This window comes from Providencia sp. PROV109 (assembly GCF_033681625.1).
In the GTDB taxonomy this organism is placed as follows: domain Bacteria; phylum Pseudomonadota; class Gammaproteobacteria; order Enterobacterales; family Enterobacteriaceae; genus Providencia; species Providencia hangzhouensis.
The window spans coordinates 1,830,651-1,856,190 of sequence record NZ_CP096320.1 but is presented as its reverse complement, the minus strand read 5'-3'; the positions used below and the strand labels follow the sequence as shown (position 1 = coordinate 1,856,190).

Sequence of the window (25,540 nt, the reverse complement as noted above, 5' to 3'; positions counted from 1 at the left end):
AATTAGAGTAGTTGAATTAAAAACTTGTCGGCGATTAGAAGCCCAGTTCATCAAGCAAATCATCAACTTGAGACTGTGATGCCATCACATTTACGCCTTCTTTATTGATTTGTGGGCCATTGAGCAAACTTTCGTTTTGCGTTTTCGCACGCATTTCAGGTGGTGTATTTTCCATTAACAGTGCGAGCAGTTGCTTTTCAGCTTCTTCAACCACTTCCATCATTTTTTTGATGACTTGCCCTGTTAAATCTTGGAAATCTTGCGCCATCATGATTTCTAACAGCTCTGCTTTGGTGGTTTCGCTGTCTTGGATCACTTGCCCTAAAAAAGCTTCTGTTGACTCACGCAATTGTGCAGGAACCCCATCTCCAGCGGTTTCTTGCCACTGCTGTTGCAATACCTGCGCATTTTTATTCATTTCCACTTGCAGTGGTTTGATGACATCAATACCATTTAAGGTTTTTTCTGCCGCTTGCGCCGTCATTTGGGCGATATAACGCAGCCTATCTTTTCCGTCTGGAATACTCGCCACTGCCTGTTGAACGCTTTTTTCTAGCCCCAATTCGCGCATACTTTCACGCAGCGTTCTCATTAGCGTACCAATGCGCGTAATGACTTGTTTTAAATCATCATTACCATTGCGAATACCTTCCATACCCACTTGCTCAGTCATGAAAATCTCCTTTGGCACGCACTGTTATTGCAGCCCCATTTTTTCAAATACTTTATTCAGTTTTTCTTCTAAGATAGCGGCAGTGAACGGCTTAACGACATAACCACTCGCACCCGCTTGTGCAGCGGCAATAATATTTTCTTTTTTCGCTTCTGCTGTCACCATTAATACGGGGATATGCTTCAAAGCATCATCACCACGAATGGTTTTAAGCAGCTCAAGGCCATCCATGTTTGGCATATTCCAGTCAGCAACAACAAAATCAATGCTACCTGTACGGATTTTTTCTAATGCATCAACACCGTCTTCTGCTTCTTCTATTTTGTTAAATCCGAGCTCTTTTAATAAGTTACGGACGATACGTCGCATTGTAGAAAAATCATCGACAACCAAAAAACTGAGATCTTTAGCGGCCATAACCACTCCTTCAAAATACAATTGTGAATTCCTGTCACGGTTTAAACCGTGACAGAAGAAAGTCTTGCTAAAACACTTGGGGCAATCTTGAGAATATCTTGCACCTCATCCGCAGCCCCCAATTCAATCGCCGCGCGAGGCATTCCAAACACCACGCAACTACTTTCGTTTTGTGCGTAAGTGATAGCCCCTTGCTTACGTAAATTTAATAGCCCTTTCGCGCCATCCATCCCCATCCCTGTCAATAAAATGCCAATACATTTTCGCCCAACACATTGAGCGACTGAATCAAACAACACATCAACAGAAGGACGATGCCGGTTAACAGGTTCGCTTTGCTGCAAAATAACTTGAAATCCCTTGCCTTTATCCGCAATCAACATGTGCGAATCGCCTGGTGCAATATATGCATGGCCTTTTTGTAATAGTTCGTTGTGTTCAGCTTCTTTTACGGTCAATACACAGAGCTTATTTAAGCGATCAGCAAAAGAACGCGTAAAACCCGCTGGCATATGCTGAGTGATCACTACCGGAGGGCATTCATGAGGTAACATTTCCAGAAATTGCCGTATTGCCTCCGTTCCTCCGGTCGATGCGCCAACCGCAATCACACGGCTATTGCAAACATAGGGAGAGAGTGCTTTCGCTTGAGAAACTGGCTCATTAACCTTTTTGTCAGGGCGGGCAAAGCGGCTGCGCTGAGTAATTTTAGACATGGCTGCTGCGCGAATTTTCTCACCAATAATATCTCGATAACTCATCATGGTTTCACGAATACCAATTTGTGGTTTCGTGACAAAATCCACAGCACCTAATTCCAGCGCTTTTAACGTCACTTCCGAACCTTTCGACGTTAATGTTGAAACCATTACCACAGGCATTGGATGCAAGCGCATTAGTTTTTCTAAGAAATCAATACCATCCATTCGCGGCATTTCCACGTCTAACGTGATCACGTCCGGTTCATGTTGTTTGATTAAGTCACGTGCAACATAAGGGTCTGGTGCAGTATCAACCACAATCATGTCTTCGTGACTATTAATAATTTCGCGCATTAATTGGCGCATCAATGCTGAGTCATCCACACATAGCACTTTAATCTTTTTCATTACCCCCTCCTCGCCGCTTGCAAGCTGTAGACGGTTTGCCCTTTAATAACGAAACTTTGTGATAACTGCGATAAATTTTCGGAATGCCCGATAAACAGTAATCCGTCTGGCTTAAGCAATGGAGCAAAACGCTCTAGCATTTTTATCTGCATCTCTTTATCAAAATAAATCATGACATTACGACAAAAAATCGCATCAAACCGATGTTGCATCTGCCAGTCATGGTCACTCAAGTTTAAGTAACGAAATTCAATCATTTGGCGCAATGCAGGTTTGACTCGTGCATAACCGTCAAATTCACCAACCCCTTTCATGAAATAACGTTGTCGCTGTAATGCCGTTAATGATTTCAGCTCTTCTACGCGGTATACGCCTTGTTTCGCTTTTTCTAGCACTTCCGTGTCAATGTCACTGGCAATCACTTTGGCATTGATGGCATTCGGCCCAAGCACATCACTTAATGTCATTGCTATCGAATACGGCTCTTCTCCCGTTGAAGATGCGGCACACCAAATATTAATGGCACTATTTTTACGCGTACGAACAAAGTCCGCTAACGTCACAAAATGGTGCGGTTCACGAAAAAACGCAGTTAAATTTGTCGTCAAAGCATTCACGAAAGCTTGCCATTCTGCATGGTGAGGCTCACGCTCTAACATCCGCAAATAATCGGAAAAATTGTCGATATTACAATCACGTAACCGCTTTAACAGCCGGTTATAGACCATATTTTTTTTATTCATGGTGAGGACAATGCCTGATTTTTTATGAATAAATCGACAAACCCGACCAAACTCATCATCAGTCAGTGGTTCTACCTGTGGTACAAAAAGCATCGTACTTGTCGTCCTATTCAATAAAAACCCAGAGGCAGCCAGTTATTTGGCTGCCTTTTAGGATGGATAACCTAAGGAAAAATAACCTGTTACGGTTATCCACCGAAAATTCAGAAACGAATTTTCACAACACTTAACGCCGATTACGATTTAAATGACTTTCGGGTAATTCAAAGAATGCAACCGTATCAACTAAGTTGTTTGCTTGGTCTTCTAACGCCGCCGTCGCACTGGTCGATTGTTCCACTAATGCCGCATTTTGTTGTGTCACTAAATCCATTTGGCTTACCGCTGTGGCGACTTGCTCAATACCACGACTTTGTTCATTGGAAGCAGAAGCAATGTTGCCCATTAATTCAGTAACTTGGTTAACAGCTGCAACTAACTCACTCATGGTTTCCCCCGCTTCATTAACAAGCTGAGAACCTTGGCTCACTCTACCGACAGACTCATCAATCAAGGTTTTAATTTCTTTTGCCGCTTCCGCACTGCGCTGAGCTAGCGCTCTAACTTCACCAGCAACCACAGAAAATCCGCGCCCCTGTTCACCTGCTCGAGCGGCTTCAACGGCAGCATTCAATGCTAAGATATTGGTTTGGAAAGCAATCCCATCAATCACACTAATAATGGCACTGATTTTTTGTGAGCTATTAGAAATGGAAGTCATGGTGTCAATCACGTCTTCGGTGATCTCTCCACCTTTCGTTGCGGTTTTCGATGCACTAACAGCAAGTTCACTGGCTTGACGTGCGTTATCCGCATTTTGCTTAACGGTTGCTGTCAACTCTTCCATACTAGCCGCAGTTTCTTCGAGTGATGCTGCTTGCTGCTCAGTACGTGAAGATAAGTTATTATTACCTAAAGCAATTTCACGAATACCGGTATACATTTGGTCAGTATTTGAACGCAAGGCGGTCACTGAAGTCACTAAAGACTCCTGCATATCCTTTAGTTTGCCAAATACCTCACCGATTTCATCACGGGTCGTCACTTCAATTTTCTGATTGAGTTTACCATCAGCCACTAATGCAAAGTGCTCTCCCATACTCTTCAGTGGGTTAATTACTTTACGTTTCATCCAATAATGAGCAAATGCAATAACCGCGATGATAATGACGATCACTGAGCAAAATGAGCTCCAAGCGAAGGTGTTATACATTCTTGCTACCGCAAGAGATTCGTCGCTTTCAGCATTCAGTAATTCAAGGTATTCCTCAACAACTTGCTCCAACTGATCCTGGTTTTCTTGAGCAGGAAGTTCAATATAGGCTGCAATATCGTTATTATCTAAATGTGTTTTTAATGCTTTGAGTGTTAAGACAAATGCTTGATACCGAGCCTCTAAAGCCGCAAGATTTTCTTTCTCACTTAAAAGAGGCTGGTTTTTAAACATAGTGTAGTCTTTCTCAGCTTCTGCGAGTAATTTGTCAAAAGTCACTCTTGTTTCTTCAATCAATGGTTCATTACCACCGACTTTATGCAGCAATGCAATTTGCGTTAGGCTATTGCGTGCTTGCATTAGGTGTTTATTGGTTTCTTCAAGCATCGAACGCTTATCAGACCCCAAATCAATGCGCTCTAAGGATTTTAATTCGCTTACAACAATCCCAACAGAAACCCCGCTAGACACAATCTGCATCCCACAAAATAAAATGAGAAGAAGATACAAACTCACCGAAATCCGGATATTTTTACCAAACATAGAAATCCCCACTTGTGCCAGCTAAGAGAACTGAACCTCTGAAACATTGCCTTGTTTTCTAATGCACAGAAACGCTGCAAAACCAAAGCATTGCAGCGAAAGACTGAGCTTAACCCTTAGAAAGTTTCCCAATTGTCATCATCTTTATGTTCTTTCGATGACAGTTTTGTCAGATCCGGTGTTTTAACGATATTTGAAACCGTTCTTGCTGCCGGCTGAATATTGCGTATTTCACTTTGTTTTAATGGTGGTAAACGGAAGATAGAAATCAGTTGCGACAGTTTTGCCACTTGCTCTTCCAATACATTGGCTGCAACCGCGGATTGCTCAACCAGCGACGCATTTTGCTGCGTAACTTTGTCCATTTCAGCGACAGCAATACTGACTTGTGCAATTCCTTTGCTTTGCTCGTCTGATGCGGTCGCAATATGCGTCATAATGTCAGTAACACGTGTAACAGATTCAACAATCTTGGTCATTGTTTCGCCTGCATCTTCAGCTTGGCGAGCGCCTGTCCCAGTTCTTGACACCGAATCTTCAATTAACGTTTTAATCTCTTTAGCGGCATCTGCACTGCGTTGTGCCAAATTACGCACTTCATCAGCAACAACGGCAAAACCACGACCATGCTCACCTGCCCTTGCCGCTTCAACTGCCGCATTAAGCGCTAAGATGTTAGTTTGAAAAGCGATGCTATCGATAACTGCAGTAATATCAGAGATTTTCTGTGAGCTATCCGCAATATTCAGCATGGTGCTAACGACATTGGATACCACTTTGCCGCCTTCTTTTGCTATCACTGAAGCTTGGTTTGCAAATTCACTCGCTTGGTGGGCGTATTCGGTATTTTGTTTAACAGTGGCAGTCAGTTCACTCATGCTGGCTGAAGTTTCTTCTAAGCAAGCGACTTGTTGCTCCGTTCGTGCTGACAAGTCATTGTTACCTGCTGCAATTTCGGTTGTACCTTGGTAAATAGTTTCGCTACCATCTAGCACACCACGAACCGTATTAATCAGCTCTTGTTGCATGTGCTGAACACCATTGGCCAATTCACCAATTTCATTTTTGGCAATTGTTGTCACATTCGGTGTTAAATCCCCTGAAGCAAAGACTTTAATACGTTCAATTAAGATACCGAGTGGCTCGATAATACCTTTACGAACATAGCGATAACTGAAGAAACCAATCAAAGCGAGTAAGATAGATAACGTCACCAACATGTATAATGATTGGCGATAGTTATTATCTGCATTGACGACTTCGGCCTGGAAATCAGCAGATATATCCGCAAAATAAGCGTTAAATTGCTCTTCAAATTTCACTTGGTGCCCTGAGGTTCTGTGTGCATAAAAACCTTCAAGGTCACCCTTTTCAGCGAATTCACTTAGCTTGATTAACGCATCACGATAGGTTTCATAGGTACTAAACAGCTTTTCAAATCTGGCTTTATCATAATCTGAACTTTGCATCAGCTTGTTATAACGTGCGTAAGCGTCATCCGCTGATTTAAAGTTACGTTTAGCGGCTTTAATCAAGTCTTCTGTCGTTGCATCGTCTTGAATTTTACGACCTTCGAGCAAATAGGCATTGATAGAGCGGTTTAAGTTCGCCCGGGCTTGTAACAAATTAACCCAACTTTCTGTTAATACTTGTCTTTGGCGTTGTAAGGAATTCAAATAACTAATGCTGTCGCTGTTATCGCCCAGTTTGGTAAACATCAACCCACTGGATACCAGTTGCAGCAAAATAAAGATAAAAATGACGGACAAAAGTCCCGATACGATTTTAATTCGACTGTACATGACGTTTTACTAACATAATTTTGTTGTATTTTGGATATCGGTCATCCAACCAAAAACTTTAGTTAATGACTTATTATTATTTGAACAATTATTGGGGCTGAGAATTACTCAGCCATGCTGTCAATCAGCGCCATTTCATCGCTAGTTAATAATTTTTCGATATCGACTAAAATCAACATACGGTCATTTAATGTTCCGAGCCCTGTCAGATATTGGGTCGATAATGTCACCGCAAAATCAGGTGGTGGCGCAATTTGCTCTTCATTCAAGACCAGCACATCCGAAACCCCATCGACGACAATACCGACAACGCGATCTTTTAAATTCACCACAATAACGACCGTGTTATCGTTATACACCACGTTTTCATGGGAAAACTTCACCCGTAAATCAATAATTGGAATGATGACTCCACGTAAATTAGTCACACCTTTGATAAAATCAGGGGTATTCGCGATACGAGTCACTTGTTCATAGCCACGAATTTCCTGCACTTTTAAGATTTCAATGCCATACTCTTCTTCACCCAAGGTAAAAATGAGGTAGCCTTCGCCGTTTTTTTCTTCTTCGTGTTTATTTAAATCATCATCTAACATAGACATGGTGTATGGCCTCTATTTAGTGCACGACAGGTTGAGAAACCTGCTGTTTCTTTTTAATCAAAATGCTGTTATTCATTTTTTGCAGCTCAGCCACATCTAAAATCAATGCAACAGAGCCATCGCCCATAATCGTTGCTGCGGAAATACCAGGGATTTTGCGATAATTACTTTCAATGTTTTTCACCACCACTTGCTGTTGCCCGACGAGCTTGTCAACTAACAACGCAAAACGGTGGCCTGCATTTTGAATAATCAGCACAATACTGTTATCTAAATTTCGCTCGGCTTCTTCGATGGAAAATACTTGGTGTAATTCAACAAGTGGCAAATATTCCCCTCGCACAAGCAGCATTTTTTCTTCTCCCGCTAAGCGATAAATATCCTCTTGCCGAGGCTGCAAGGTACTGATAATGGCACTCAATGGAACGATAAAAACATCTTCCGCTACTTTCACAGACATACCATCCAAAATGGCTAAAGTGAGCGGTAATAAAATGCGGATAATGGTACCTTTACCTTCGGTAAAACCGATTTGAATACGGCCGCCCATGTCTTGGATATTTCGTTTCACCACATCCATTCCAACACCGCGTCCCGAAACGTCTGTCACTACCTCTGCGGTTGAAAAACCCGGTGCCATAATCAGCATCGCAACTTCATCATTGCTCATCCCATCATGCACATTCATGCCTTGTGACTTCGCTTTTGCCAAAATACGTTCACGATTTAGCCCTGCGCCGTCATCACGCACTTCAATACAAATGTTGCCACTTTGATGTGCTGCCGCTAAGGTCAGTGTTCCGGCTTCCGGCTTACCATTTGCCACACGAACTTCTGGCTTTTCAATCCCATGGTCGAGGCTATTACGAACAAGGTGATTTAGGGGATCAACAATGCGCTCAATCAAGCTTTTATCGAGTTCAGTCGAACTTCCTTCTACTTTCAGTTCGATTTTTTTACCTAATTTGGAAGCGATATCGCGTACCATGCGCGGGAAGCGGCTAAATACGTAGTCCATTGGCATCATGCGAATTGACATGACGGATTCTTGCAAAGCGCGGGAATTACGCTCCAACTGTACGATTGAGCTTAACAAATCACTGTATTCGTTCTGATCGACATGTTGACTATGTTGGGTCAACATTGATTGAATAATCACCAGCTCACCCACTAAGTTAATCAGCTGGTCAACTTTCTCTACAGCCACACGAATGCTGCTCGAATCCCCTTTCGGTTTAGCGATTGCCGTTTTTTTAGCCGTGGTGGGTGCAGCAGGTTTTGCCGAGCTTTGCGGAGTATCTACTTGAGTCTCTGTGGATTCATTTACTGCAACTTTATCGTCATTTAATAACGTTTCTTCCTTTGAAAAAGCGAGGCAATCGGCAAAAGAAATTACTTCATGGCTAATTTGCGATTCATCCACCACAAAACATAGCACCCCACTAATATCATCAATATCCGTATTAGTTCCTACCCATGCTTGTAAACTATTTGCTGTTTTTTCAGTATGATATAAATGCCCAAATAAACTGAGCTCATCCGCCAATAAATCAACTTCATTTTCTTTAAGCTGATTTAACGAGATCATAAAGTAGTGTGAATATTCACCTTGCTCCGCGGGTGTGTCTTCAACAACCGCATCTTCAACTTTAGTTTCAGCTATCGCAGTACCTGTCTCAGCGACCTCTTCCGCTCTATTTTCAACCCGGCTAAGCACCTCACAAATACGCTTAAAGGTATCTTCATCCGGTAAAGAGTCATTTTTATAGGCATCTAACTGTGATGCCATGACATCCTTAGCATCAAGAAAAACATCTATTATGTCAGGCGTGAGGGTTAACTCATCATGACGCGCCTTATCTAAAAGGTTTTCCAATGTATGAGTTGTATTCTGCAACTGAGTGAAACCAAAGGTTGCAGCCCCTCCTTTGATTGAGTGGGCACTGCGGAAGATGGCATTTAGCTGCTCGCTATCCGGGTCAAAAGGATCAAGCTCAAGTAAATGTTGTTCCATATCCCTGAGCAACTCATCAGCCTCATCGAAAAATGTTTGATAAAACTCGGTAATATCCATGGTTTTTATCCAATTTCGCTTAAGTTTCACTTAACGCTGACTGCCGGAACCCCCGGCAGACAACTAAACAAGTTATGTAATAAATTCAAATAACAGCAATTCATCACGGTATTTTCACCGCAGCGACAACACCCACAGCCGTTTCTTGCATGGGTTTTTGCGGTTTATTCAGCACATCATTGATCGGCTTGGCGCCATCGTATTCGCGGAGAATTTGTTTGGTTTCTTCATCATTTAACACAATGATACTTATCCGGCGGTTGATCGGGGCAAAACCATCTTCTTTGTCTAAATGAATGGCTGAAGCCATCCCAACCACGCGTAATACTTTATTTTCATCCATTCCACCGCGAATCAATTCACGGCGCGAAGCATTTGCACGATCTGATGAAAGCTCCCAGTTGCTGTAATTGGCGCCGTTGGCATAAGCGAGATCATCAGTATGACCGGAGATACTAATTCGATTAGGAACATCATTAAGAAGTGGTGCTATTGCACGCAAAATATCGCGCATATACGGTTCAACCGTTGCCGAACCGACTTTAAACATTGGGCGATTTTCACTATCAACAATTTGAATGCGTAGCCCATCATTAATCATATCAATCAATAAATGTGGCTTTAATTCATTCAAACGGGGGTCTTTTAAAATAGCCTGCTCAAGGGACTCTTTTAATTTTTCAAAACGATAGTTTGCATTTCCATCAATAATATTATTGGGCTCTGGCATCACATCCCCATCACGGAAAATCGGGTCTTTACCTCCACCAGGAATAGGGTTTGTGGCATCTCCACTTTTACTTCCCGGGTTGATAGCTGTACTCAAGGGAGTACGGAAATACTCAGCAATTTGAGTTAATTCTTGAGGACTTGAAATTGAGATCAGCCACATCACTAAAAAAAACGCCATCATCGCCGTCATAAAATCGGCATAAGCAATTTTCCATGAACCGCCGTGTCCGTTTTGATGATGTGAACTGCGCTTTTTAACCCGAATAACATGAGGTGTATTGGCTGCCATTCGTTTGTTACTCCTCAGTTGTTTCTTGTGAGCGAGCACCTACTTTCACTTCTCGAACTTTATCTTCAAGTTCGACAAATGAAGGTCTATCTGCGCTGTATAACACCTTACGGCCAAATTCAACCGCAATTTGAGGAGCATACCCTTGCAATGCAGAGAGGAAAGTCACTTTAATACATTCCATCATTTTCAATTGCTCACTACTGCGCAACCTAATCAGAGCAGCTAAAGGCAAAATAAAGCCATAAGCCACTAAAATACCTAGAAATGTACCAACCATTGCATGAGCAATTAAAGCACCAAGTTCACCTGCGGGACGGTCTGCTGAGCCCAAGGCATTCACGACACCCAAAACGGCCGCAACAATCCCAAATGCAGGCATAGAGTCACCGACCATGTTTAGCCCCGAAGCAGGTACTTCATTTTCTTGACGAAAAGTTTCTAATTCTTCATCCATTAACGCTTCAATTTCATGACTTTGTAAGTTACTACTCACCATCAGACGTAAATAGTCCACAATGAACATCATGGTGGACTCATCTTTTAAAATACGGGGATATTGGGAGAAAATTTCACTTTCACTTGGATTGTCAATATCTTTCTCAAGTGCAAGTAACCCTTGTTGGCGCGATTTATTAAGTAATTGAAATAACAATGCCATTAAATCCATTGACATTGTTTTATTGTAAGAGGAACGACGAAAGAGTTTTGGTAATACTTTGCACAAGGCGACGATGGATTTGCCACTGTTACCAACAACAAAAGCACCTAAACCTGCCCCTAAAATAATGACAAATTCAGCGGGTTGATAAAGCGCACCTAAATGGCCGCCGACCATTATATATCCGCCAATAACCGCAACTGTAACAATGATATACCCGATGAGTATTAACACAATATTCCCTTTCACTCCGTTGGTTAACAGATGGCAGTCAAAGGGAATATTAGGAGTGACAGGCAAAAAATTTTGCCTGCTAACCAAATCAATCCAATTACATTACCGCTTTAGTAATGCCATCCTGTCGATATACCGTAATATCGGCTAGATGTTCGGAAAGTTTACGTTTTTTTATTGCGCGTGATGGCGGTTGGCATAAACTACAAGTGAAGCTATTTTCAGGAATATGTGCGTAAGTAATAAAAGAGCCATGACAACAACTACATTGTGAACTTTGTAACATGCCACTTTCCACAAAACGGACTAGCGTCCAAGCACGTGTTAAAGCCAACAAAGGTTCTTCGCCGGGTTCTGGAATACACTGTTCAAGGTATAACCTATAGGCTTTTAATATAGCGTCAACACCACGACATTGGCCGCTTTTCAGTAAAAATTGATAAGCATTATAGAACATGGATGAATGAATATTCTGTTCCCATGTCATAAACCAATCTGTAGAAAAAGGTAACATCCCTTTCGGTGGAGGGCTACCTCTTAGCTCTTTGTATAAACGAACTAAACGACCGCGACTGATTTGCGTTTCACTTTCTAACATTTGAAGGCGAGCGCCCAAAGAGATCAATTCCATGGCTAGTCGAATGTCATTCGCTTCTTGGACTATACTTTTTTCAGCTGCGGTACTCATCTTTTTCTCGCTATTTCAGTGTCGCCCTCATTATGCGTTTGCAATAATCGGGTCGAAAGTAAGATACCTGTATGAATTTGTTGTAATTCATCAACTCTTGAATCACGAGTTAGTTTTTCAATTGTTTCACTATTATCAAATCTAAACTGGCAGATTAGCTGGTTTGTCTCTGCTAATTTGACTAATTGAGGGAGTGTAAGGTCTGCTAAAGTAGTTGCCATTGCATCAGAGATACCTAGACGAAACATCGCAGAGGCTTTCTCTTGAGAGATGAGTTTTTGGGCTAATAGCAAATATGAGAGGTTAATATCGTATATATGCTTCAGAAAATCTGTCGTCGAGCTCATTTTTTTTCCTTTCCGAATATTATCAACATCTGTGCGATCTGTGTGCAAAAAGAACAAATATGAATTTAAAAGTATTGTGTATTCAAATTATTAAATTAAAAAATTAATTAAATTGGGTAAATGTAATTCCATTAATTTCCCCATGTTATCCATTAAAAATACCCAATTTGGAGTACAAATACACAAGCTTCCAAACTTAAATTAAATATATTTCCTGAATACCTACAACAATAAAGAATGACTAAAAAATTAGCGGTTTCCATAAAAATCAGAAATTGCTGATGTCATTATTAGTCGCCAATTATTATGCACCACTAAATTAACTATTCAAGGTACTTATGTTTCTTTTTGTATCAATAGGGTGATTACCCATTAATTCATTAAATAATCTTCATTATTTCTTTATCTTCTATTACCTTATCCTAAATATCCACAACATTTTGAGTCAACCTAAGCAAAATGCCAGGATTTTAATCAAACCAATCACTCTTTACATGTGATTATTAAGCCTAATAAACCAAGCATAACATCAAAAACAATATATTGATCCAAATCAATTTTTAGTATTAAGAAACTGAGTTATACATTACTGTATTAAGGCTTTATCGGCATTATTGGAATAAAATTTAATCATTAATTTTCAATAAGTTTGATATATATTACAGCCATCGTTCAAAATTATTCAATCGCAGTTATCATATAAACAACCATTATATTGTCATACATATTAAGTATTCACTTCCATTTTCATTAGAATCATTAAACTATAAAATAAGTATCATCACCCCGTAATATTAATAAAACTAATAAAATTTACGTCGATTACCAATAATGAAAGTTTATTCAGCTTAAATATTTTTGTAAGATATTTTTGCATATTTATTATTTCAAGTGATCATTTTGTTATTAATTCATTAAAGTAGTTTTTTGGGGTTAATTAATATTTATTTTTTATGTAAAATGGCAAAAAATTCATTTTTTTTAATAAAAAGATCAACCTACGCTAACCTATCACTTTTGTGTTAAGAGCAAAAAATGTAGGTTTCAATTAAGAACATTCTATTTTCCAAATATTTTTTATATCATTTTTAAAATATTCAGTTAGTGCTCAAAATAAAAAGCACTAAAGGTATTATTAATTGTCTTCGTACTTATCATTTTTAGCCATTTTCACGTAAACATAATAATTTTAATAACTCAATGTTATAATAACAAATGATTACTATATACTTTTATTTTAACAAAACCCCCTAACCATCAAGTTACCTTAAGTAAAATTGCTTAATCAGATAATGAAAGATTAAAAAATAAATAACTTTTAGTTAAAATAATTCAGTGAGACATTTGCTTATAAAAGAAGCTAATTTATTAGGATTTTTATGGAAAAAAATATTTCTCAATTTGCGACAAACTTCACACTTGTTTTCTTTGTTTCTCAATAATTTCCGAATAAAGCGATTCTCACATTGCTGAATTTATGTTAGGAAAATCACATTAATTGTACTAACACCCCCCTCATAACAACATGTAGGATCAATAGATACAAAAATGAAGAAAGAAATGGCCACATAAGTTAATTGATAAACTTGTTTTCCTCATGCTCCAGTGCAACACTGAGCACTCTGAAATATAATTTGAAGGAAAAATATGTTCAATTATCAGGCAACAATAGAATTTATTGAGGAAGAAAACGTATATGAAATCAATTTTAGTGATTTTCCTGACCTTCAAGGAGTTAGCTATTGTAGAGAAGATGTTGAATTAGAAGCCCAAGAAATTTTGCTAGCCTCTTTTGCAGAACATATCGAACTCAGAAAACCAATTCCATTAGCAACACAACAAAAAAATGGTGAAGCATTTACGGTTTATTTACCCATAATCTGTTGCTTAAAAATTGCCTTGCATAACGCCATTCTCAACTCTGCAATGCAACGCGTCGATCTCGCTCGCAGATTGAATATCAATGCACAACAGATAGAACGCTTACTGGATATTCATTACACATCTAAAATTGACCTTTTAGAACAAGCCTTATACATATTGGGCGTCGAGCCTTCAATTACAGTGACTCAAAAAATATTTGATAGCAATATAAGCTAATCATCATCCAAGGACTATATAATAAAGTTATCACTGAAATAGCCCTAGAATTCTTGATTTATTTTTTGCTGATACTAAAAAGTATCATTAGATTCTTATGTAATAGCAGAGACTTGAGTTAAATTTAGCTCCCTAGCTTCTCATCCTCTGCTATTCAATCGTTTTTCCTGTACATTTCACGTGCTAAAGAACAACTGCGTTCTATTTCAAACATCCCTCCCCTAACTGGTTAAATTTCAATCAAATCATACTTTACCCAATCAAAAATAACTCTGCTTTCAGTTATCTCTCATTTTTTAGTTCTTAGACCTAAAAGTTTGTGATTTTTATCTTGCCATTAAGTGATACAAAATTGTGCAATAAACTTATATTCAATTCCTAAATCATGTTCCCTCTTACAATAAGAATAAAATATTAACGGAAAAAGACTAATCAATATTAGACTTATTATCTCTCATTTCGTAATTACTAAAATAATTTCTTTTAAATTACAACCCCAATGAGGTACAATAAATTAATTTTTATATAGGGCATATATATGAAAAAAAATCACTTAATCTTGAATATAAAAAACGTTGGCCAACCATATTGGCCAACGCTAAAATTAATATTAAGTTCATTAATTGTTTTTAATTTTTATTTAAATTTAGTTGATAAAAGCAAATATTCGTTGCTTATTACTATTTTTGACTTAACATTAATTCCTATGTTTGTATTTATAGTCGCATTTATAACAAAAAATACAACATGGAAAGAGTTAAAATCTCACCTTCTTCCTGCCCTTATAATTTATTTTACGTTTCAAACAATCGACATGGTTCCACTTTACTTCACCGGTGAGTTAACTTTAAAAAAATACTTGTTTTCTCCTCAGTACGGGGTTTGGTTCTTTTTAGCAACACCTATATGGCAAGCTGCTTTTTTATTATTACCAGAGAGCTTTAAATCAAACAAATTTAACCTATCTGCAATCTTAATCACATCGCTAATAATATCATTTATAGCAAAGACTTACCTAATGCCGATTTCTAGCTTTTTTTCAATTATTTTATATTTCCCATTTTTTGTCATTGCTTATTTTATTCATAATCAAAATATATTTTCGTTAAGGAAAAAGCCTATTATCACTATTTTTTGTATAGCATTTTTAGCGATTACCTTTCTTAATTATCGAAACGATTTTTATGAGATAATTTTCGGTGCAATTAAGACTAATTTAATTCTCAACTCATTCATTATCTATATTTTCGATTTTGTAATAAGCCTAATGCTGGGTTCGATTATTATTTACTTTGCTTTATCAACTCAAAAATATGCAAAAATATCAAATAATGCTTTAGGTGTTTATTTAATCCATCCAATTATTTGTTTTGTAATATTACAAACATTAAGTTTTTTAGATATAGAACTAAATTTATTATTAATCATAGCATTTACTCTATCTACAATTACAATTGCACTTTTACTAGCATCAAACTCAATTATTCATTGGTTTATTGAACCAGTATTTAGATCTAATAAATTGAAAGAATAGCTTTATGATGGATATGATAGCATAGTCTCTAAATATCAAATATATTATTGATATAAACAATGAGAACGGATGTAATGTATCAAACTTAATAACCGAACACGCCAAACAAATTGATACTGTTGTCAATGGCTGCGTCCCAAATACGTCCCATACAGTCAGTATAGGTTCCGCAGCATGCCCATAACTCATTGAAAATTTTGGTGGGTTGTGTGGGGATCGAACCCACGACCGAGTGATTAAGAGTCACCTACTCTGCCAACTGAGCTAACAACCCGATACAAAATATTTAACGCCTAACAATTGCTACAGTCAATATGATTCTGCTATTTTTATTACCTAAGTTAATTTTAAGTTGCGAATGTAAAATTTAAGAAAACTAATGCTTGAATAAACATCACTTCGCTCCTAACAAGATAACTTTTCCTTACTCTAATTGAGATTTGTGTCACAATATTTCACGCAAACATAACCACAAAATTAAAAAAAAGACTGTGGCTAATTATCACAAACCACTACGGACATCTTTAGTATGGAAGAAAATGCAAATTCACTATCAACACAACCCAATGCTGATCGTAATCAGCTAAAACGCAGCCTTAGTAACCGGCATATACAACTTATTGCGATTGGTGGAGCAATTGGAACAGGCTTATTTATGGGGTCTGGCAAAACCATTTCACTCGCAGGCCCATCGATTATCTTTGTGTATATGATAATTGGTTTTGTGCTATTTTTTGTGATGCGCGCAATGGGTGAACTGCTACTTTCTAATCTGAACTACAAATCATTCAGTGATTTTTCTGCTGACCTTATCGGTCCATGGGCAGGTTTTTTTGTCGGTTGGACGTACTGGTTCTGCTGGGTTATCACCGGTATTGCCGATATCATTGCCATTACATCCTATGTGAGCTTTTGGGTACCTGATTTTCCTGAATGGGTAACCTCATTTATTTGCGTGGTCACCTTATTAACGCTTAACCTAGTTTCTGTCAGGCTTTTCGGTGAGCTCGAATTTTGGTTCGCCATGATAAAAATTGTTGCCATTGTGGCTCTCATTGCAGTAGGTGGCACATTAATTGCCATGAATTTCCAATCCCCTACGGGTCACACGGCATCTTTAAGTAACATTTGGAATGATGGCGGAATGTTCCCTATGGGGATCAGTGGTTTCTTTGCTGGCTTTCAAATTGCTATTTTTGCGTTTGTGGGAATTGAATTGGTGGGTACGGCAGCAGCAGAAACACGCGATCCAGAAAAATCTTTGCCAAAAGCTATCAACGCGATCCCTATCCGGATTATTGCATTTTATGTCCTATCTTTAATTGTCATTATGGCTGTTACACCTTGGCGAACCATATTGGCCGATAAAAGCCCATTTGTAGAGATGTTTGTCTTGATAAGCCTACCCGCAGCGGCAAGCATTGTTAACTTTGTGGTGCTAACTTCCGCAGCCTCTTCCGCAAATAGTGGTGTATTTTCCACCAGTCGAATGCTTTTTGGGCTTTCAAAAGAAGGGGATGCGCCAAAGCAGTTCAGCCAATTATCGAAAAAAGCCGTGCCGGCTACTGGGCTAATTTTTACTTGTATCTGCCTCAGCTTTGGTATTGTTCTGATCTATTTTATTCCTGATATTATGCATGCATTTACGCTAGTCACCACCGTATCTGCTATTCTCTTTATGTTTATTTGGAGCATGATTTTATATAGCTATTTAAATTTCCGTAAAAAACGCCCTGAAATGCACAAAGCATCTCATTACAAAATGCCTGCTGGAATTGTGATGTCATGGTTAAGCCTCGCTTTTTTCGCTTTTATGGTCGTGCTATTGGCATTCCAGCACGATACAAGACAAGCCTTAATTGCCACACCAGTTTGGTTTATTTTACTATTCATTGGTTACCAGTTCGCTAAGCGCAGAAAGAACCAATAATGATGAATAATAAATAGCAAAAAGGCCGAATAACAGTATCGTTACTCGGCCTTTTTCGTTTATAAACTTGCTCGATTAGCTTGCTTTATATTCTGCCTCAGCCTCATCAAAACGAGCTTGAGCTGCTGCACTTGGTGCTTTAGTCATTAAACTCACAACAACAATAGCGATTGTTGCTAATAAGAAACCTGGGATGATTTCATACAAATCAAACCATTTGTATTTTATCCAAACTAATACTGTCACAGCACCGACTATCATTCCTGCAAGTGCACCTGTACGCGTCATTCGTTTCCACATTACAGAAATTAAAACAACAGGACCAAATGCAGCGCCAAAGCCCGCCCATGCATTACTCACTAAAGCCAAAACTTTATTATTTGGGTCACGAGCAATGTAAATGGCAATTGCAGCGACCAATAACACCATAAAACGCCCTACCCAAACTAACTCTTTTTGGCTGGCACTTTTACGGATAAAAGGCTTATATAAATCTTCCGTTAGCGCACTCGCACAAACTAGTAATTGGCAACTTAGCGTACTCATTACCGCTGCTAATATAGCTGACAATAAAATACCGGCGATCCATGGATTAAACAAAATTCCCGTTAGTTCCATGAATATACGCTCATTATTTTGCATTACCGAACCCGCTAAAGCCGGGTTATTTTCAAAATAAGCGATACCAAAGAAACCGACCGCAATCGTTCCGCCTAAACATAACACCATCCATGTCATACTAATACGTCGAGCAGAACGAATAGTACGAGCAGAGTCCGCCGCCATAAAACGCGCTAAGATATGGGGTTGACCAAAATAGCCTAATCCCCAACCTAATAATGACAGAATTGCGATGATATTCATGTCTTTAAACATATCAAGATATTCAGGATTCTTAGCTTTGATCACTTCAATAGAGGTATCTATTCCCCCTAAAGAAAGGATTACAACAATAGGTGTAAGAATCAATGCGAAGATCATTAATGAAGCTTGAACAGTATCGGTCCAACTTACGGCTAAAAAGCCACCTAAAAAGGTGTAAGCAATAGTCGCTAATGCCCCTAACCACATCGCTTTCTCATAACTCATATTAAATGTGCTTTCAAATAACAAACCACCAGCGACCACACCTGATGCACAATAAATCGTAAAGAAAACTAAAATCACAACAGCAGAAATTATACGTAAAATCTTACTGTTATCTTCAAAACGGCTAGTAAAGTAGTCTGGCAATGTTAACGCATTATTATTTTTTTCTGTTTGGACACGTAAACGCCCAGCAACAAATAACCAGTTAAGATATGCACCGAGACTCAAACCGATAGCAATCCAACTTTCAGAAATCCCGGCCAAGAAAATCGCACCTGGCAACCCCATGAGTAACCAACCGCTCATATCTGAAGCACCAGCAGACAATGCAGTTACAACACTGCCTAAACTTCTTCCACCCAGAATATAATCGTCAAAGTTTTTCGTTGAGCGATAGGCCATATAGCCAATTAATAACATGCCAGTAATGTATACGACGAACATAATGATCATCGGAGTGCTTACAGTCATCCTGTTTTCTCCATTGAGTAGCTTTAAAATTGTTAGTTATCTTTATAAGTTTCCGTTGATAACTTGTAACTTCATAGTGTTGCACTTTATTGCACATATTTAATTTATCTGTGCGAACACCAAATAGGTTGTGATTGTTTGTGTTGCACTAACTTAATATCTTAGCTGCCCCATCCTAGACAGAGTCGTATTAAATTAACAAGAAATTAACTATTTTTTATTGCATAAATAGAATCCATATCACAAATGTTAAAATTTAAACTTAAATTCACAATCGAATGTTTAACTATTCCACCTAAAACAAAATAAATATAACTACATGTAAAATATAATAAATAAATCAAAAATGATTTACTTGAAAATATTAAAACTTAAAAAACCCGATATGTTTCACATTTTCTTCAGAAATCACGCTTAACAATGTTGCACAAAGTTGCAACATTAAGATAATGTGGTGTAACTTTTTGATTAAAATGACTCGTGACCTAGAGGAATTAAGATGAGTAGCACAACAACTATGGGTGTGAGACTTGATGAAGCAACTCGTGAACGCATTAAAAATGCCGCTCAGCGTCTTGACCGCACATCACACTGGCTTATCAAACAAGCTATTTATAATTACCTAGAACAACTCGATAATGGCCAAGCCTTTCCAGAGCTCGCACCGGGTATCGATGTAAAAGAAAATCAAACTTCTGATGAAGACACCACCGTTGAATCTAACTATCAACCATTCTTAGATTTCGCAGAGCACATTTTACCACAATCTGTAAAACGCTCTGCAATTACTTCTGCTTACCGAATTCCTGAAACACAAGCCGTGCCAATGTTGTTACAACAAGCACAGCTCCCTACAGAACAAGCTGAAGCTGCTCATAAGTTAGCTTATTCAATCGCTGAAAAACTGCGTAATCAAAAAAATGGCATCGGCCGGTCGGGTTTAGTTCAAGGCCTACTTCAAGAGTTTTCACTTTCATCTCAGGAAGGTGTCGCATTAATGTGTCTCGCAGAGGCCTTATTACGTATTCCTGATAAAGCAACTCGTGATGCACTTATCCGTGACAAAATCAGCAATGGAAACTGGCAATCACACCTCGGCCAAAGTAGCTCAATGTTTGTTAATGCTGCAACTTGGGGTCTGCTATTTACGGGGAAATTAGTTTCTACGCATAATGAAGCTAAACTCTCAACCTCACTTAATCGCATCATTAGTAAAAGTGGTGAACCACTGGTGCGTAAAGGTGTTGATATGGCGATGCGCCTTATGGGAGAGCAATTTGTTACTGGCGAAACTATCTCCCAAGCACTCGCTAACGCGCGAAAGCTCGAAGATAAAGGCTTCCGCTATTCCTACGACATGCTGGGCGAAGCCGCATTAACGGAAAAAGATGCACAAGATTACATGGTGTCTTACCAACAAGCTATCCACGCGATTGGTAAAGCATCAAATGGCCGCGGCATTTATGAAGGCCCTGGTATTTCAATTAAGCTATCTGCATTACATCCACGTTATAGCCGCGCACAATACTCTCGCGTGATGGAAGAACTTTATCCACGCCTATTATCCCTTGTATTACAAGCGCATCAATACGATGTAGGGATTAATATTGACGCAGAAGAAGCCGACCGCTTAGAAATCTCTTTAGATTTACTAGAAAAACTCTGTTTTGAGCCACAACTCGCGGGTTGGAATGGGATTGGCTTTGTAATTCAGGCCTATCAAAAACGCTGCCCATTTGTGATTGACTCAATCATAAATTTAGCTGAACGCAGCCAACGTCGCTTAATGATCCGCCTAGTAAAAGGTGCTTATTGGGACAGTGAAATCAAGCGCGCACAAATGGATGGGCTAGAAGGTTATCCAGTTTATACGCGTAAGGTGTATACTGACGTTTCTTATATTGCCTGTGCACGAAAACTGTTGTCGGTTCCCAATTTAATTTACCCGCAGTTTGCAACACATAATGCACATACTCTCTCTGCTATCTACCAAATTGCAGGTAAAAACTACTACCCTGGTCAATACGAATTCCAATGCCTACATGGAATGGGTGAGCCACTTTATGAACAAGTGGTTGGTAAGGTTGCTGATGGCAAACTAAACCGCCCTTGCCGTATTTATGCACCAGTCGGTACTCACGAGACGCTACTTGCCTACTTGGTGCGTCGATTGTTAGAAAATGGCGCAAATACTTCATTTGTAAACCGTATCGCTGATGCCACTATTCCTCTAGATGAATTAGTTGCCGACCCAGTTAAAGATGTTTTAGAACTGTCTAAAACTGAAGGACAAATTGGCTTACCGCATCCAAAAATTCCGTTACCACGTGATTTATATGGGCAAGAGCGTGTGAATTCGATGGGGCTTGACCTATCAAACGAGCATCGACTGGCTTCGCTATCAAGCGCCCTACTGAGTGCGGCTATGCAGCAAAAAATGGCAGAACCTCTGTTAGGGGGCGACTTCCAAGCTTCGCAAGCATTGCCCGATGCGACACCAATTATTAACCCTGCCTGCCACAAAGATATTGTCGGCCACGTTCGTGAAACAACAGAACAAGAAGCTGAACATGCATTAAATACCGCTAACGATGCGGGTACTATCTGGTTCGCAACACCTCCTTCTGAACGAGCGGCCATCTTATTACGAGCCGCTGACCTCATGGAGCAACAGTTACAACCGCTGTTAGATATTTTAGTACGTGAAGCCGGTAAAACCTACAACAATGCGATTGCGGAAGTTAGGGAAGCGGTAGATTTTCTTAATTACTATGCAACCCAAGTCAAGAATGATTTTGATAACAACACACACCGTCCTTTAGGGCCTGTGGTCTGTATTAGTCCGTGGAACTTCCCGTTAGCAATATTTTCAGGCCAAATTGCTGCCGCTCTCGCAGCAGGTAACACCGTACTCGCGAAACCGGCTGAACAAACACCATTAATCGGCGCTATCGCGGTATCTATTTTGCATCAAGCGGGTATTCCTCGCGATGTACTGCAATTTTTACCGGGTAAAGGTGAAACCATTGGCGCTCAACTCGTTGGCGACACTCGTGTTCGCGGGGTCATGTTTACAGGGTCAACAGAAGTCGCAGGGTTACTTCAACGTAATATTGCAGGGCGCTTAGATGCACAAGGCCGGCCTACCCCGCTGATTGCAGAAACTGGCGGATTAAATGCAATGATAGTTGATTCTTCTGCACTCACAGAACAAGTAGTCACTGATGTCGTCGCATCTGCTTTTGATAGCGCGGGCCAACGTTGTTCGGCACTGCGCATTTTATGTATCCAAGAGGATGTCGCAGATAGAACGATTCGTATGTTAAAAGGCGCAATGGAAGAGTGCCGTATGGGGAACCCTGAGCATTTATCAACCGATATAGGCCCTGTGATTGACCATGAAGCAAAAGAGAATATCGATCAACATATTCAAAAAATGCGCAGCAAAGGGAAATCGGTCTTCCAAGCAGCATTTGAGAACCATGATGATCAGCAAGAGCAACAGGAAGGAACCTATGTTAAGCCAACATTAATAGAACTTGATGATGTTAGTGAGCTGAAAAAAGAGATCTTTGGTCCTGTTCTGCACGTTGTACGTTTTAAACGAGATGAGTTAGAAGCACTTGTTGAACAAATTAATGCAGCCGGTTATGGACTGACACTTGGTGTTCACACTCGTATCGATGAAACTATCAACCAAGTTGTTTCAAAAGCTAAAGTTGGCAATCTGTACGTAAACCGCAATATGGTTGGTGCCGTTGTTGGGGTGCAACCTTTTGGTGGTGAAGGTTTATCTGGAACTGGGCCTAAAGCAGGTGGGCCATTATACCTTTACCGTTTATTAAGCGAACGTCCAGATAACGCAGTTTCAAATACCTTAGAGCGACAAGATAGCCATTTACCCATGGATGCCAGTGCTAAAACTGTTTTACTTGAACCATTTGAAGCACTTACACAATGGTCTGAAAAACAAAACTCGGTTATTTCGCCTTCCGTGATTGAGCTATTTACACGCCATAGTCAAACAGGAACCACCCGTGTATTACCGGGCCCAACAGGAGAAAGAAATACCTATACCTTGCGCCCGCGTGGTTTGATTTTATGCCTTAGCGATAATGAACAAGATTGCTTAACCCAGCTAACAGCTGTACTTTCTGCGGGTTGTCAGGTGTTATGGCCAGATAGTGAGCTCCATCAGAAGCTGTTTAAGTCACTACCTGAAAAAGTGAGAAAAACCATATCGATAACTAAAAACTGGATAGAATCGAAAGAGCCAATCGAAGGGGTTATTTATCATGGTGACAGCGATCAGTTAAAAGAAGTTTGCGCAGTGGTTGCACAACGTAAAGGGCCAATTATTTCAGTTCAAGGCTTTGAACGTGGTGAAACTAACCTGATGACTGAACGCCTACTTCATGAACGTTCATTGAGTGTCAATACCGCTGCAGCAGGTGGTAATGCTAGCTTAATGACGATTGGGTAATAAGTAAAAGGCCTGGCTTCGTTATCTACGAAGGCCAGGCCATACATGATTACATATTTATTTAAAAATACACTTATCTCATAAGAATAACCGTCAGTGTTCCTATCAGATAAGTGCTATCCCAAAGAGCTGCCCGCTAAAAACATAAAAGGTGCCCACGGGGACACCATTACTTAAAAACAACAAAGAAAATAGCAATGCTTATTTTCAATATGTTATTCTAATTATTGCATTTTTCTGATTCCCAGAATAAATATTGTTCATATTTACGTAATGCAATATTGTAATTACTAAATGCAGAATCTGTCATTTTTTCACTCAACTCTTCTTGAACTTTACTCGCAGTAAATTCTTTCATAGAAAAATTAGAGGAAGATAACAATTCATCTAAACGGCGTAAGCGAACAACATATTCACGAACCGTACTGTGGCTCATCTCAGTCTGTAAGAATAAATACTGTTTAAATGACATAATATCAAAATAATCAGTATTACTATTGCAATAAATTTCACTACAAAAACGACAAAGTGCAGTAAATTTATCTTGCAGCTCCCCCCAAGTGCCTTCATCAACCAATTCAGTCATGTCAGCGATAGCTTCTTTATTTAAGATGTCATCGTTGAAAACTAAAGAGATGCGATCAAGGGTTTTGTGACAGTGTGCACAATGAGTTTGGCTGTGTTTAAAATCTTTGATGTAACGACTCAGAGGCCGTTTCTTTACAATAGAAGCAGACATAATGGTAAAGCCCTGTGTGTAAGTCTAAATATAAAATTGTAACCAGATAAGTCAGGCTACATACATTGTATGCCCATAGCATTAATATAATATCTGCTATGTTGCATTGCGATATGGTGAACCCATATCATATATCCTTACTTTACCTTTAGAGAACTCATCATTCTAAAAATGTACAGTAAGAAAAGTTATCGCCCTTTGTTAAAAACATTCTAACCCGTCTCTCGCTCTTTGGCGAATTTCTACGGTGAGTCAATTTTGGTATGAATTTGAGTTAGCGTCAACAAAATTAACTTAATTGTCGTTAACCCTGTACACTTATCATTAACCATAAGTTAAGCGATATTTCTTCATTAGTTCGCTTAAAAACAAAGACTCTACCTGATAATTTCATCTTCGTACAAAGAAAATTTAATTTAAAAATCAAACTGGTACCTATACAAAGGTTTTATTCTTAAATTTGTGAACTAGCTCACCTTTCACATCTATAATTGCATCTTAAATGAACAGCCATTAATTCTATAAATATTTCATAGTGAAAACTTATCATTCGCCCGTAAACATTTTGTTACAAATAAACGATTTTTTAATATATTTAATCGCATATAAAAAAACGTTATAACGATATTAAAAAGGCTTATATAGGCATTTTTATAGGTAAATACACGTATGACGTATTATTCTATCTTGGTAGCTAAAACATAATTTTCGTCAAAAAATATATTTATTAAATTAACTAACCATTATCCCCTTACCCTAATAGCCCTCATACTTCTTTTATCTGCTTTCCATTTTTCTTCCACTTACCAATTACTCTAGACAAACATAGAATAGTTAAAGACAACCTATAACATAATGATAAAAAACAACTTACTTGTCCCCGTGAATTTATGTAACGGAAATGAGCTAAAACAAAATACGATAGCCCAATTAAATTGAAATTTAATTAATTAACCGATGTATTATTTTAGGATTTGTCACGTTTGATATTAAAAACATCTCTTATATACTCAATTCGCTATATAAAT

Annotated in this window: 18 protein-coding genes and 1 tRNA gene; 4 read left to right on the top strand and 15 right to left on the bottom strand. The window is 38.9% G+C overall.

Features of this window, described 5'->3' with window-relative positions:
* Positions 1–34: 34 nt before the first annotated feature.
* The 12 genes from M1F25_RS08420 to flhD all read right to left on the bottom strand — a co-directional run bounded on the left by M1F25_RS08420 (position 35) and on the right by flhD (position 12,166).
* The gene (locus M1F25_RS08420) at positions 35–673 is read right to left on the bottom strand and encodes a protein phosphatase CheZ (RefSeq protein WP_094961165.1); all 639 of its coding nucleotides are present in this window, start codon (positions 671–673) and stop codon (positions 35–37) included.
* Between the two features lie 24 nt (positions 674–697).
* Complete coding sequence (gene cheY / locus M1F25_RS08415) at positions 698–1,090, bottom strand: chemotaxis response regulator CheY (RefSeq protein ID WP_004255705.1); 393 nt, start codon at positions 1,088–1,090, stop codon at positions 698–700.
* Positions 1,091–1,131: 41 nt separating this feature from the next.
* Positions 1,132–2,199 carry a protein-glutamate methylesterase/protein-glutamine glutaminase gene (locus M1F25_RS08410; protein ID WP_094961164.1) on the bottom strand — a complete coding sequence of 356 codons (1,068 nt, stop codon included), beginning with the start codon at positions 2,197–2,199 and terminating at the stop codon, positions 1,132–1,134.
* Positions 2,199–3,035, bottom strand: a complete 837-nt coding sequence (locus M1F25_RS08405; RefSeq protein ID WP_094961163.1) for a CheR family methyltransferase — start codon at positions 3,033–3,035, stop codon at positions 2,199–2,201. Before M1F25_RS08405 ends, M1F25_RS08410 begins: the two co-directional genes overlap by 1 nt.
* A 133-nt stretch (positions 3,036–3,168) precedes the next feature.
* On the bottom strand, positions 3,169–4,737 hold the full coding sequence (locus M1F25_RS08400; protein ID WP_094961162.1) for a methyl-accepting chemotaxis protein: 1,569 nt from the start codon (positions 4,735–4,737) through the stop codon (positions 3,169–3,171).
* 116 nt (positions 4,738–4,853) lie between these two features.
* The gene (locus M1F25_RS08395; protein ID WP_112308176.1) at positions 4,854–6,539 is read right to left on the bottom strand and encodes a methyl-accepting chemotaxis protein; all 1,686 of its coding nucleotides are present in this window, start codon (positions 6,537–6,539) and stop codon (positions 4,854–4,856) included.
* Between the two features lie 104 nt (positions 6,540–6,643).
* The gene (gene cheW / locus M1F25_RS08390) at positions 6,644–7,141 is read right to left on the bottom strand and encodes a chemotaxis protein CheW (RefSeq protein ID WP_004909833.1); all 498 of its coding nucleotides are present in this window, start codon (positions 7,139–7,141) and stop codon (positions 6,644–6,646) included.
* 16 nt (positions 7,142–7,157) lie between these two features.
* Positions 7,158–9,215: a chemotaxis protein CheA gene (cheA, locus tag M1F25_RS08385; RefSeq protein ID WP_181489581.1), complete on the bottom strand. Its 2,058-nt coding sequence runs from the start codon at positions 9,213–9,215 to the stop codon at positions 7,158–7,160.
* A gap of 103 nt (positions 9,216–9,318) precedes the next feature.
* A complete protein-coding gene (gene motB, locus M1F25_RS08380) occupies positions 9,319–10,236 on the bottom strand; it encodes a flagellar motor protein MotB (protein ID WP_004255726.1) in 918 nt (305 codons plus the stop codon).
* Positions 10,237–10,243: 7 nt separating this feature from the next.
* The gene (motA, locus tag M1F25_RS08375) at positions 10,244–11,131 is read right to left on the bottom strand and encodes a flagellar motor stator protein MotA (protein ID WP_164455780.1); all 888 of its coding nucleotides are present in this window, start codon (positions 11,129–11,131) and stop codon (positions 10,244–10,246) included.
* A gap of 97 nt (positions 11,132–11,228) precedes the next feature.
* The gene (gene flhC / locus M1F25_RS08370; protein ID WP_004255732.1) at positions 11,229–11,819 is read right to left on the bottom strand and encodes a flagellar transcriptional regulator FlhC; all 591 of its coding nucleotides are present in this window, start codon (positions 11,817–11,819) and stop codon (positions 11,229–11,231) included.
* Positions 11,816–12,166 carry a flagellar transcriptional regulator FlhD gene (flhD, locus tag M1F25_RS08365; RefSeq protein ID WP_036957860.1) on the bottom strand — a complete coding sequence of 117 codons (351 nt, stop codon included), beginning with the start codon at positions 12,164–12,166 and terminating at the stop codon, positions 11,816–11,818. Before flhD ends, flhC begins: the two co-directional genes overlap by 4 nt.
* Before the next feature lie 1,647 nt (positions 12,167–13,813).
* Between flhD and M1F25_RS08360 the strand changes: the two genes are divergently transcribed.
* Both M1F25_RS08360 and M1F25_RS08355 read left to right on the top strand, forming a co-directional pair.
* Entirely contained in the window at positions 13,814–14,266 is a 453-nt protein-coding gene (locus tag M1F25_RS08360; protein ID WP_181489580.1) for a hypothetical protein, read from the top strand.
* Between the two features lie 538 nt (positions 14,267–14,804).
* A complete protein-coding gene (locus tag M1F25_RS08355; RefSeq protein WP_232368733.1) occupies positions 14,805–15,800 on the top strand; it encodes an acetyltransferase in 996 nt (331 codons plus the stop codon).
* A 198-nt stretch (positions 15,801–15,998) separates the two neighbouring features.
* On the opposite strand, the gene M1F25_RS08350 is transcribed toward M1F25_RS08355, so the two are convergent.
* Positions 15,999–16,074 (bottom strand) — tRNA-Lys (locus M1F25_RS08350).
* Between the two features lie 255 nt (positions 16,075–16,329).
* On the opposite strand from M1F25_RS08350, the gene cycA reads away from it, so the two are divergent.
* Positions 16,330–17,730, top strand: a complete 1,401-nt coding sequence (gene cycA / locus M1F25_RS08345; RefSeq protein WP_096864671.1) for a D-serine/D-alanine/glycine transporter — start codon at positions 16,330–16,332, stop codon at positions 17,728–17,730.
* A 75-nt stretch (positions 17,731–17,805) separates the two neighbouring features.
* On the opposite strand, the gene putP is transcribed toward cycA, so the two are convergent.
* The gene (gene putP, locus M1F25_RS08340) at positions 17,806–19,290 is read right to left on the bottom strand and encodes a sodium/proline symporter PutP (RefSeq protein WP_004255751.1); all 1,485 of its coding nucleotides are present in this window, start codon (positions 19,288–19,290) and stop codon (positions 17,806–17,808) included.
* Positions 19,291–19,789: 499 nt separating this feature from the next.
* On the opposite strand from putP, the gene putA reads away from it, so the two are divergent.
* Complete coding sequence (putA, locus tag M1F25_RS08335) at positions 19,790–23,773, top strand: trifunctional transcriptional regulator/proline dehydrogenase/L-glutamate gamma-semialdehyde dehydrogenase (protein WP_232368732.1); 3,984 nt, start codon at positions 19,790–19,792, stop codon at positions 23,771–23,773.
* Between the two features lie 220 nt (positions 23,774–23,993).
* Here putA and fliZ read toward each other — a convergent pair whose 3' ends face one another.
* On the bottom strand, positions 23,994–24,512 hold the full coding sequence (fliZ, locus tag M1F25_RS08330) for a flagella biosynthesis regulatory protein FliZ (protein ID WP_004255757.1): 519 nt from the start codon (positions 24,510–24,512) through the stop codon (positions 23,994–23,996).
* Positions 24,513–25,540 lie beyond the last annotated feature (1,028 nt).

Bases quoted from the DNA above. Each gene is read 5' to 3' on its own strand.
- M1F25_RS08420 (WP_094961165.1), bottom strand. From the start codon at position 673: ATGACTGAGCAAGTGGGTATGGAAGGTATTCGCAATGGTAATGATGAT.
- cheY (WP_004255705.1), bottom strand. From the start codon at position 1,090: ATGGCCGCTAAAGATCTCAGTTTTTTGGTTGTCGATGATTTTTCTACA.
- M1F25_RS08410 (WP_094961164.1), bottom strand. From the start codon at position 2,199: ATGAAAAAGATTAAAGTGCTATGTGTGGATGACTCAGCATTGATGCGC.
- M1F25_RS08405 (WP_094961163.1), bottom strand. From the start codon at position 3,035: ATGCTTTTTGTACCACAGGTAGAACCACTGACTGATGATGAGTTTGGT.
- M1F25_RS08400 (WP_094961162.1), bottom strand. From the start codon at position 4,737: ATGTTTGGTAAAAATATCCGGATTTCGGTGAGTTTGTATCTTCTTCTC.
- M1F25_RS08395 (WP_112308176.1), bottom strand. From the start codon at position 6,539: ATGTACAGTCGAATTAAAATCGTATCGGGACTTTTGTCCGTCATTTTT.
- cheW (WP_004909833.1), bottom strand. From the start codon at position 7,141: ATGTCTATGTTAGATGATGATTTAAATAAACACGAAGAAGAAAAAAAC.
- cheA (WP_181489581.1), bottom strand. From the start codon at position 9,215: ATGGATATTACCGAGTTTTATCAAACATTTTTCGATGAGGCTGATGAG.
- motB (WP_004255726.1), bottom strand. From the start codon at position 10,236: ATGGCAGCCAATACACCTCATGTTATTCGGGTTAAAAAGCGCAGTTCA.
- flhC (WP_004255732.1), bottom strand. From the start codon at position 11,819: ATGAGTACCGCAGCTGAAAAAAGTATAGTCCAAGAAGCGAATGACATT.
- flhD (WP_036957860.1), bottom strand. From the start codon at position 12,166: ATGAGCTCGACGACAGATTTTCTGAAGCATATATACGATATTAACCTC.
- M1F25_RS08360 (WP_181489580.1), top strand. From the start codon at position 13,814: ATGTTCAATTATCAGGCAACAATAGAATTTATTGAGGAAGAAAACGTA.
- M1F25_RS08355 (WP_232368733.1), top strand. From the start codon at position 14,805: ATGAAAAAAAATCACTTAATCTTGAATATAAAAAACGTTGGCCAACCA.
- cycA (WP_096864671.1), top strand. From the start codon at position 16,330: ATGGAAGAAAATGCAAATTCACTATCAACACAACCCAATGCTGATCGT.
- putP (WP_004255751.1), bottom strand. From the start codon at position 19,290: ATGACTGTAAGCACTCCGATGATCATTATGTTCGTCGTATACATTACT.
- putA (WP_232368732.1), top strand. From the start codon at position 19,790: ATGAGTAGCACAACAACTATGGGTGTGAGACTTGATGAAGCAACTCGT.
- fliZ (WP_004255757.1), bottom strand. From the start codon at position 24,512: ATGTCTGCTTCTATTGTAAAGAAACGGCCTCTGAGTCGTTACATCAAA.